Origin of the sequence: Streptomyces lancefieldiae, from assembly GCF_031845825.1 — a bacterium.
GTDB lineage: Bacteria > Actinomycetota > Actinomycetes > Streptomycetales > Streptomycetaceae > Streptomyces > Streptomyces lancefieldiae.
In genome coordinates this window covers 1-4,440 of sequence record NZ_JAVRFH010000141.1, presented here as the reverse complement: position 1 = coordinate 4,440, position 4,440 = coordinate 1, and the positions used below count along the sequence as shown (strand labels likewise).

Here is a 4,440-nt window from a genome sequence, read left to right as displayed (position 1 = left end):
GTTACCACGAGGAGGTGGGCCAGCTCCACGCCGCCGCCCAGCAGGACTGGATGTGCGAATGGGATGTGCTCCGCAAGACGGGCAAGACGTTGAAGCAGCATCTCGAGCTGACCGTTGCGAACTTCGTCGAACTGCGCTCGCTCGCACCTGACCTGCCGATCATCCCCGTGATCCAGGGGTGGACGTCCGTCAGCTACTTCCAGTGCGTCGACATGTTCGACAAGGCCGGAGTGGACCTGACGAAGGAACCGCTCGTCGGCGTCGGAAGCATCTGCCGCCGCCCACGCCTGGACCTGCCCGTGATGCTGCTGGCGGACCTCGCGCGGGCCGGCATCCGCATCCACGCGTTCGGCTTCAAGAAGGCCGGGCTGAAGATCGCACACAAGAGCGTGGTCTCGGCCGACAGCCTCGCCTGGTCCTACGGCGGCCGCCACGAGCGCGGATGCAGTGAGTCCCACCAGCGCGAGAACAACTGCATGCGCCACGCCCTGTGGTGGCGCCAGGACCTGCTCGACCACATCACCGACGCCCAGCGCAGGTGCCCATGACCTCGATCATCACGCCGCGGCCCGCCGACCTGCGGGCCATGCAGCTCGGCGACCCCCGCGGTTTCACCCAGCGGTGGCGCTACGGCACCCCAACGTGGCGCCACGTCTCCGAAGGCGGGTTCCGAGCCCAGCGCTACGCGGTGACCGCCATCCCGGAGGCCACCGCGAAGGCCTTCGTGCAGCGGCACCACTACCTGTCCGGCTGGCCCGCCGTCCTGCACCACCCCTACGGACTCCTCGACCAGGAGGCGCCACTGGGTGTCGGCGACCTCGCGGTCGAGGGACTGCCGCTGGTGGGCGTCCTGGTGCTGGCCAGCCCCATGAACCCCCGTGTTCTCACGGGCGCCTTCCCGCACCTGGAGCCCTACCGGGAGAGCGCCGAGATCGCGCGCCTCGTCCTCAGCGAGTCCGTACCCAGCAACGGCGAGAGCTTCTTCACCTCGGCCGCGCTGAGATCCGCCGCGGCCGCCGGCCTGCGCGGCGCGGTCATGTTCAGCGATCCCGTCCCACGATGGCGGCGGACCGAGCACGGCCATGTCATCCAGACCCGAGGTCATCTGGGCATCGTGTATCAGGCGCTGTCGGCGACGTACACCGGTCTGGGGACGGCCCGCACGCTCACCGTGCTCCCGGACGGCAGCACATTCACCGCACGGGCGCGGTCCAAGCTGCTACGCCAGGAATCGGGGGCGGCCGGCGTCGCTCGACGCCTTGAGGAGATGGGGGCGCCACCACCGCCCCCGGGCCCTGGCGCGGCGCTCAAGCAGTGGCTGGATCAGGCCCTCGCCCAGATCGGCGCCCGACGCCAGGCGCACCCAGGAAACCACCGCTACCTGCTGCGGGTTGGCCGTACGCGGGCAGAACGGACGCGGACGGTCATCGGCTTCACCCCGCGCCCCTACCCCAAGCACCCGTGCGGCTCGGCGATCCCGCACGCCGTGTCCCACGAGGCAGCGTGCGGGATCGCACCAGGGTCCGTGCATGCATCCCAACTGGAGATTGCTTAATTGGATTGCATGCTGTAGAGTTTATTTAGGCGGTCGGCGAGAGGCCACCGCCCTCACGGCCCGTACCCGGTCCCCCCCCACCCGCCGGGTACGGGCCGTCAACCCCCCGGCGCTGTAGCTCAGTTGGAAGAGCGCGGATCCTATAAGTCCTGGGTCGCGGGTTCGAGTCCCGCCAGCGCTACACAACGCACATCTTCTCCAGCCGCGGCCCTCGCGCCCGTGGCTCGCCCGCCTAGGAGGTGCCACCCATACCCCTCCCTCATGCAGCCCCCGGCCCGACCATCGGCCCGCGGCTGCACGAACTCCCTTCGTCCGACCACACCAAGGAACTTGAGTGCTGAAGCCACCTCGCCCGTTGGGAGAACTCGAAGACGCGGTCATGACACGGGTGTGGAAGTGGAACCGCCCGGTGACCGTTCGAGAAGTCCTGGAAGACCTCCAGCAGGAACGACCGATCGCCTACACCACGGTGATGACCGTTCTCGGCAACCTCCATCAGAAGGGCTTGGTACGCCGCCAGCCGGAAGGCCGGGCCTATCGCTATGAGGCGGTCTCCACCCGCGCCGCCTACGCCGCCGCGCTGATGAACGACGCGTGGTCGCAGAGCGACAACCCCGCCGCCGCCCTCATCGCCTTCTTCGGCATGCTGAGCGAGGAACAGCACCAGGCGCTAAGCGACGCCATCCGCATCGCCCACGGGCCGGAGGCCGCTGAGAACCCGAAGGCCCACTAGGCCCCTAGGTGGCCGCGTCCACGCCCCGCATAACCCCTCCCGGAGAGCGTCATGCCCTCGTTCTGCTTCCGCCCTCGTCGCCCCGATGAGGACTACGACGCCTATGAGCAGGCGTTCATCGGCGCCTGGAACTCCTTCTGTTCCCGACGCCGGCTCAACCCCTATCCCGCCCAGTCCACCGGTGATCGCTACCTCGACGCGCGCAATGCCTCAACCGAGTACGCGGCACGCCCCCGCTGGGGGGTACTCCGCCACACACTCGGCCGGCTCGCGCGCCAGTTCCGGCAGCGGCTGACGCCCGGCCCGCATTCCCCCCGGTGACCTCAGGAGACAACGTGCCGAGGAACCACGCCCAGAGAAACCCCGCCGCGCACATCGAGTTCCTCTACCTGAACGCACACACCGTTGAGGTCCGCGATCTGTCGTGGTTCTGCGACCACTGGTCGCGCGAAGCGAGCTACAGCAGATGGCGTCGCCTTCCGCCCGCGAATCTGCTCTTGCTGGAGAGCGGCAGCACGTCGCCCGAACTCTTCACCGTCAGTGGCGGCAGAACAGCCGGGTTCGTCTACCAGGACGGGCGGCGCTTCGCGCGGTACCGCGGCACGATCGCCACAGCACCCCAACATCCCGATGACGCTCCGGCCCGCTACTGCTTCGACTACTGGGAGCACGATCCGCGAGAGGACGAGCCCCCGGTCACCGATGTGGAGAAGCTCCGCTTCCCGACAGCCGGGACCACCCCCCTCCCGCCGAACGCCCAAGACACCGACACCCCGGCAATGTAGGGCCGAGACCAGCGGGGAGGTGCTGGCCATACACGCAGAAACGATCTCGGCCGCTGACAGCGGAGCCTTCTGCGTGACGACAACCCTCGGAGGCAACTCCGGGGGTTGCTTAATTGGATTTACTCACGTATTCTATATGTCATGAGCTCGACAGAGCCTCAACTACCCGTCCATCGCGGAGGATTACTCTTGCCCACGTCGATCGACACCGCCGTCCACTTTCACCCCCAGGGCACTCCCGGATCCCTGTGCAACATCCACAACCGGCAGCTCCTCGCGGTCAACACGTGCCAGGTCGCCCGGCTCCAGGGCTACGACGACACCATCAGCACCGAGGAGATCGACGAGTGCTTCCGGGTGGTGAAGGGCGAGCGGTACCGCTACAGGCCGCAGCCCGCCACCTACGAGGCGGTGCGGTCCGGCCTCAAGGCCCCGCTGACCGCGGCCGACCGCGCCGACGACATCAAGGACCGCGTCTTCACCGCGGTCGACCAGGGGCACCCGGTCCTCGTCTCGGATGAGGACGGGAACGAGTTCTACCTCATCGCCATCCCCGCCACTCCCTGACGGCTACGACCTCCGGCCCCCTCCGGCACGGGGAGGCTGCGCACCGGCGCAGCCTCCCCCGCAGCCGTTCCACGAACCGGACCATCTGCACCCCAGGAGCAGCACCATCTCCGGACAGCCCTCCGGCACCCCGCCTGGCCGCCTCCCGTACCTCCCGCCCTTCGTAGGCCTTATCCGGGCAAGATGAGCGCGTGGACCTGATGCAGGGCGGACAGCCTGTCGAGCGGATCAGGTGCTTTGGCATGATCCCTATCGCAGCCTCAGCCTCGCCCACATCAACGGAGTTTTACCCATGAAGACCGCCCCTCTGGTCGGCGCCGCCTCGGTGCTCTTGGCCCTCGTCCTGACCGGATGCGGCCAGGACGACGCCCCGGCACCCGCTGCTCCTTCCGGGTCCCGGCAGCCGGCCACGGCCGGCTCGGCCGAACTGCCGGCCGGGATAGCTTCCTTCGGTGCCGCCCAGCCGCTCGAGAGCGGATCGTGGACGGCGACGGTCCGCTCGCTGCAGGAGATGACACCGCCCGCGAAGGACTCGGTGCCCTCCGGCTGGTCCGCGGCCCGCGTAAAGGTGGCGCTCACCAACACCGGGACGGATATCGCTCTGCTGCCCGAGACCTCGGTGACCGTCCGCGTCGGAGAACTCGGCCTCGAGACGAAGCCGTTCACCGGCCCTGGCGTTGCCGGCTTCCCCGAGCCGGACGTCGGCGCCAAGGTCAAGCCCGGAGCCACGTTTACCGCCGACTTCGGTGTAGCCGTTCCTCCGCGCAGTGCAGGGCAGCGGGCCACCGTCACGCTCGAGG

The 4,440-nt window shown here is 68.6% G+C and carries 7 protein-coding genes and 1 tRNA gene; all 8 read left to right on the top strand.

Annotated features, from left to right (window positions below; genetic code table 11):
* A partial coding sequence (locus tag RM812_RS40750) for a deazapurine DNA modification protein DpdA family protein (RefSeq protein ID WP_311585855.1) occupies positions 1-548 on the top strand: 548 nt, incomplete at its 5' end.
* Positions 545-1,555 (top strand): Mom family adenine methylcarbamoylation protein, encoded by a 1,011-nt coding sequence (locus tag RM812_RS40745; protein WP_311585853.1) that lies wholly within the window; start codon positions 545-547, stop codon positions 1,553-1,555. The genes RM812_RS40750 and RM812_RS40745, both read left to right, overlap by 4 nt.
* Positions 1,556-1,663: 108 nt before the next feature.
* Positions 1,664-1,736 (top strand) — tRNA-Ile (locus tag RM812_RS40740).
* A gap of 174 nt (positions 1,737-1,910) precedes the next feature.
* Positions 1,911-2,288, top strand: coding sequence for a BlaI/MecI/CopY family transcriptional regulator (locus RM812_RS40735; protein WP_311585857.1), 378 nt, complete (start codon positions 1,911-1,913; stop codon positions 2,286-2,288).
* 51 nt (positions 2,289-2,339) lie between these two features.
* On the top strand, positions 2,340-2,609 hold the full coding sequence (locus tag RM812_RS40730) for a hypothetical protein (RefSeq protein ID WP_311585851.1): 270 nt from the start codon (positions 2,340-2,342) through the stop codon (positions 2,607-2,609).
* Positions 2,610-2,623: 14 nt separating this feature from the next.
* Positions 2,624-3,073, top strand: coding sequence for a hypothetical protein (locus tag RM812_RS40725; RefSeq protein WP_311585849.1), 450 nt, complete (start codon positions 2,624-2,626; stop codon positions 3,071-3,073).
* A 189-nt stretch (positions 3,074-3,262) separates the two neighbouring features.
* Complete coding sequence (locus RM812_RS40720; protein WP_311585847.1) at positions 3,263-3,640, top strand: hypothetical protein; 378 nt, start codon at positions 3,263-3,265, stop codon at positions 3,638-3,640.
* A gap of 292 nt (positions 3,641-3,932) precedes the next feature.
* Positions 3,933-4,440 (top strand): hypothetical protein (locus RM812_RS40715; RefSeq protein ID WP_311585845.1); only part of this gene is annotated, 508 nt, incomplete at its 3' end.